This is a genomic window from Kordia sp. (assembly GCF_045105435.1).
Classification (GTDB): domain Bacteria; phylum Bacteroidota; class Bacteroidia; order Flavobacteriales; family Flavobacteriaceae; genus Kordia.
This window is the reverse complement of the sequence record NZ_JBGCDL010000193.1, coordinates 1-5040: the sequence shown is the minus strand read 5'-3', so window position 1 is coordinate 5040 and position 5040 is coordinate 1. Positions and strand designations below refer to the sequence as shown.

5 protein-coding genes are annotated in these 5040 nt (G+C 34.4%); 1 reads left to right on the top strand and 4 read right to left on the bottom strand.

What is annotated here, in order from left to right:
* Both AB8B65_RS10295 and AB8B65_RS10290 read right to left on the bottom strand, forming a co-directional pair.
* Positions 1–942: MBL fold metallo-hydrolase (locus AB8B65_RS10295; RefSeq protein WP_405300886.1), on the bottom strand; the 942-nt coding region annotated here is incomplete at its 3' end.
* A 28-nt stretch (positions 943–970) separates the two neighbouring features.
* Positions 971–1417 carry a hypothetical protein gene (locus tag AB8B65_RS10290; RefSeq protein WP_405300885.1) on the bottom strand — a complete coding sequence of 149 codons (447 nt, stop codon included), beginning with the start codon at positions 1415–1417 and terminating at the stop codon, positions 971–973.
* A gap of 153 nt (positions 1418–1570) precedes the next feature.
* Between AB8B65_RS10290 and AB8B65_RS10285 the strand changes: the two genes are divergently transcribed.
* A complete protein-coding gene (locus tag AB8B65_RS10285) occupies positions 1571–2275 on the top strand; it encodes a DUF4197 domain-containing protein (RefSeq protein ID WP_405300884.1) in 705 nt (234 codons plus the stop codon).
* 153 nt (positions 2276–2428) lie between these two features.
* On the opposite strand, the gene AB8B65_RS10280 is transcribed toward AB8B65_RS10285, so the two are convergent.
* Both AB8B65_RS10280 and AB8B65_RS10275 read right to left on the bottom strand, forming a co-directional pair.
* Positions 2429–4174 carry an ELWxxDGT repeat protein gene (locus AB8B65_RS10280; protein WP_405300883.1) on the bottom strand — a complete coding sequence of 582 codons (1746 nt, stop codon included), beginning with the start codon at positions 4172–4174 and terminating at the stop codon, positions 2429–2431.
* A gap of 31 nt (positions 4175–4205) precedes the next feature.
* Positions 4206–4700, bottom strand: a complete 495-nt coding sequence (locus AB8B65_RS10275; protein ID WP_405300881.1) for a DUF6252 family protein — start codon at positions 4698–4700, stop codon at positions 4206–4208.
* Positions 4701–5040 lie beyond the last annotated feature (340 nt).

Here is a 5040-nt window from a genome sequence, read left to right as displayed (position 1 = left end):
TCCAAAACGCATTCCTTCTTCTGCAAATTGAAAACCTTGTTTTTGTAAACTGTCTTTTAACGAATTTGATTTTTGCAATGCAGGATTTGAATGATTGAAGTGAATGAATATTACTTTGTTTTTTGTGGCTTCGTCTTCGTTTTCAAAGAGTTTTGCAGTTTCTACAATAAATGGATGTGGGACTTCGCTCATTGGTCTTGGAATTTCGCCTTCTTTGAAAAAAGTTGCATCTAAAAAAGCATAGTCTACTTTTTTAACTTCTTCCACAATGTTTTTTTCCCAAAGATGCCATTTGTTAATATCTGGAATGAACAATGCAGCACGGTTTTTCCCTTGAATTTTATAGCCGACCGTTTCTGAGAATTCGTCACGATGTGGTACTAAAAAAGGCGTTATTTGAAGTCCGTTTGTCAAATCTACGGAAGTGTTATGCGCCAATTTTTTCAGATTGATATTTTGCAAATCCACTAACTGACTCCATGGTCCGTTGGTTTCTAAGTAGTTTTTCATTTTTGGCATCGCATACACAGGAATTTTTTTTGCGCCCATGGCTTCACGTCCAAAAAACATGAGTCCGGTGTAATGACCAATGTGTGCATGTGTGAGAAAAACGCCGTCAATTACGTTTGTAGTTTCAAGATGATTGGAAAGGTTTTGGATTTGTTGTGTGATATCGGGCGTGGCATCGAACAGCCATTTTTTCTTTGCTTTGAGATCTATTAAACCCAAACAAGAAATCAACTTTTTTTCTACTTTTCCTTTATGATATGGTTGGCAACATGATTTGTTACAGTTGATTTGCGGATAGCCCGCGTCTTGCGCCGTTCCTAATACGGTGATGTATTGCGTACTTTTTGTTGAGTTGTGTGGTGTTTTTTTAGAGGATTGATGTGTACAACTTGTTAAGAAGAATGAAAGTAGTAATAGAAAAACGTTTTTCATTTGTGTGATTTTTGGTAAGATATGTTTTTTAATATTTTCCTGTTACATGGTCTTTGATGAGTTTGTATTGAAAGTCATTCAATCGTTTGGCAGTGTGTTCTTTTTCGATGAGTGCTAAGATTTCTTGGTAATGTTGTTTGTCTGAATGTCTAAAAATGAGCCATATATCTAGTTTAGGACAATTGACGCGTTCATCACTCAGCCAACCGTATTTTTTAGTTAATTCTATGAGTTTTTTTGTATTTGAATCGTCTAATTTTCGTTGTAAAACCCAAACAGAGTCTTTTATTTTTTTGGGATACACACTTTTTCTTCCAAATTTTCCATCTTTTAAGATTGCTCCATTTCTGTATATTTGATCGTTCTTACTGATTTCCATGAGTGTTTCACACATTTCCGTTTTGTTAGGAATGGTTTCTTGTGCAACTGTACAAAGTGAAAAAAGTAGTATGGTATAAAGTATCGGGTTTTTCATTTGGTGTTTTTTAAAAGTAAAAAGATACGCTTTCTTTTTTCTTTATAAACCAGTCACTTCTTTTAATTATTCGTGTATTTTTGTATTGTGTAATTTGGTTTTTAGGAAACCTTTTGCACTTTTTAAAGTCTAAAAAATCGTAAATAGATACTTATGAAAAAAATCATCATTGCTTTTGTCGGAATATTGATGTTCAATTCTTGTGCAGAATTGCAAGGAATTGTGAATCAATTGCCACAAGGCGGAACTTTAGGAAACGCTGATATTGCAGCAGGATTACGCCAAGCATTAGACCTCGGAATTGACAATCAGGTAAAGAAGTTAACCATGAAAGATGGTTTTTACGGAAATGGCCTTGTAAAAATTTTAATGCCTCAAGAACTTAGAAAAGTTGATAAAACCTTGCGTGATATTGGTTTGGGAAGTTTGGCTGATGATGGAATTAAAATGTTGAACAGAGCTGCGGAAGATGCTGTAAAAGAAGCAACTCCGATTTTTATAAATGCTGTGAAAGACATCACATTTGCTGACGCTAAAAATATTTTATTAGGTTCTGATAATGCTGCAACACAGTATTTGGAAGGAAAAACAACGACTGCATTGTACAACAAGTTTCAGCCTGTGATTCAGAATTCGTTTGCGAAAGTTGGTGCTGATAAGATTTGGACAAATTTGATTAATAATTACAATAAAATTCCATTGGTAAGTAAAGTAAATCCAGATTTAACGGATTATGTAACAAACGAAGCATTGAAAGGAGTTTATAAGATGATTGCTGTTGAAGAGCAAAAGATTCGTACCAAAGTAGGATCGAGAACAACGGATTTGTTGCAAAAAGTTTTTGCTTTGCAGGATTAAGTTCTTTGAGCTTTTGGCTGTTTGCCTTTAGCTGTTAGGAGTTTTTAATATATAGAACACCATCGTGAAATTTTGAATTTCGTGACTATCATACATAAACAAAGCCTCTTTTCAATTAAGAAAAGAGGCTTTTTAACTAACAAGTATTAAAGTTTACCGAACGATTAACTTCTTAGTTTTTGAGGTTTGGGAAGTATACATTTTTATAAAGTACAATCCTGATGGTAAGTTTTGCACATTGTATCCATTTTGGGATTTTTTTATTTCTTGAATAAATTTACCTGTGCGATCATATACTTCTACTTTTATGATGTCTGTTTGTGAACTCGTATTGATTGAAAAGTATGCTGTTGTTGGATTTGGGTATACCGTTAGGTTTTCACTTTTTTGAAAATCTTCAACAGTTTCTACACTTAATGTTGTGCTGTTTATTTTTCGCAATTCGCGTCCATATATATTATCTGAAGCTACAAAATATAGTTCGTTGTTGTAAACGATTAAATCTGATGGACTACTACTTTTTTCTCCTGGAAAGATGTCTAATAATAATTCGGTAGTGATTCCGTCACTTGTCCATAATTCTCTTCCGATTACACCATCTGTAGCAGCGAATATAAGTTTGTTATTAAATACAGTAAGCTCAGTAATTCCCGAACCTGTTGTTGGGTTTATGTTTGTAACTTGTAGAGTTCCTGCGGAAGTTCCATCTGTTTTCCATAGTTCATCTACGGTATTATCGCGAGCTACAAAGTATAATTCTCCATTGTATATTGTTTGTTCTGCAAATCCTATGAATGCATTTCCCGCGGTGTTTATATCTTTTACTAGTATGGTTCCTGCTTCGGTTCCATCTGTTTTCCAGAGTTCTGCTCCATTCGTTCCATTATCAGCTCTAAAGTATAGTTCATTATTGTATTCTATGAAATCTTTTGGAAATCCATTTCCTGAAGGATTAATATCTTTTACTAATGTAGTTCCTGCATCAGTTCCATCCGTAGACCATAATTCAAATCCGTTTGTTGGAGTGTTTGCAATGAGATATAGTTTATTATTAAAAACTAATTGCGGAGCTGCATTTGACGAACCTGTAGGATGAATATCTTTTACTAATTGTGTTCCTGTTTCTGTTCCATCAGTTACCCAAAGTTCGCGTCCATTTGTACCATCATCAGCTCTGAAATAGAGTAGATTGTTATATGCTACAAAACTTATTGGTGAAGAAAATCCAAATCCTGGCCAAATGTCTTTTACTAAGGTAGTTCCTGCAACAGTTCCATCTGTTTTCCAGAGTTCTTGCTCAGTACCAGGTTGTCTTGCTGAGAAATAAACTTCTCCATTATACGGATATAGCGGTCCAAATGTTCCTGCTGCTGTTCCTGGATAAATATCGATAAGCAATTGTGTTCCTGTTGGTGTACCATCTGTAATCCAAAGTTCTGAGTTTGCATTTACATTTCTTGCTATAAAAACTACATTTCCATTTACTTCTTCTGCATAGGTTATATAGCGATCTCCGTATTCATTGTCTAATCCTACTAAGCGAATTGTTCCAGCTTCTGTTCCGTCAGTTACCCAAATTTCTGTTCCGTGAACTCCATCGCTTGCAGTAAAAACGACATTTCCATTAGGCAATTCTGTAAATTGATTTGGAGCACTTCCATTACTACCTGGTGAGATATCTTTTATTAGTGTAATATTATTTAATGCTGGATTTAATCGATAGATTTCACTACCTGTATTTCCATCATTTGCGGCAATAATTCCATTTGTATTTCCTTGATACATAAAACTGTTCGTGTATACATCGTCACCTGTAGCGGCGTGTATGTCTTTTACAGTTTCTAATTGTCCGAAAGCCACTTGACTCAACAATCCTATGAATAGTATTCTAATTTTCATCGTTCGGTGGTTTTTATTGATTTGGTGTTTTTTATTCTATGTTAGCTTTGAATTCACCATCACTAAAAAGAATTCGAGTTGATGCGTCTTTGTAACCAAGAAATTCAAATGTTCCTTCTATGATGCTTCCATCATCTGTGGTAACTTCTAGTGTTCCATTACCAGTATCAAAAGTAGAAGTCCATAAAGCAAATGGTGTTACTGTTATGTACGACATCGCATTTGAGTTTGTTATAACATCACCTGTGACATACGTTCCTACACCATTGTAATTTTGGATTGCCATTTGAAAAGTGTTTCCATTGCTATCGCCTCCAACAAGTGATAATACATTGTTTGACGTTGTTGCTGTTACTGAAACTTCCATAGCGCTAAAGTCAACACCATCAACTTTGGCTGTTAAGAATTCTCCAGCAGTATTTGCAGTATCCATAGTAGCGACATCATCATCATTGTTACATGATATCATTGTTACTGTTAAAATTGCAATACAGAAAACATTGAATTGTTTTTTTAAATTTTTCATAATCGTTCGTTATTATTTTATTCAAAAAGAGCATCCATCTGCCATTCCGACCAAATCGCCCTTGTGGAACCGTTCATATAGATGCTCTTATCTAAATTTTTGGAAAAAGGGTGATATAAAATGATGGTTCAAAAGTAGTTGCCTGACTAATTTTAGCAAATAGAGTTATTTACGTAAACAGCTACGGGATTTATCGTATTTGAAAGAGTTAAGTACTATATTTAAGTATAAAATATAATGAAATGAGTATTCTTAAAACCCGTTGTACATTTTGAATTCAAAAGTATAACGAAGCGTCATTTCGAGTGATTTTGAGGCACGAAAAATCGTATCGAGAACT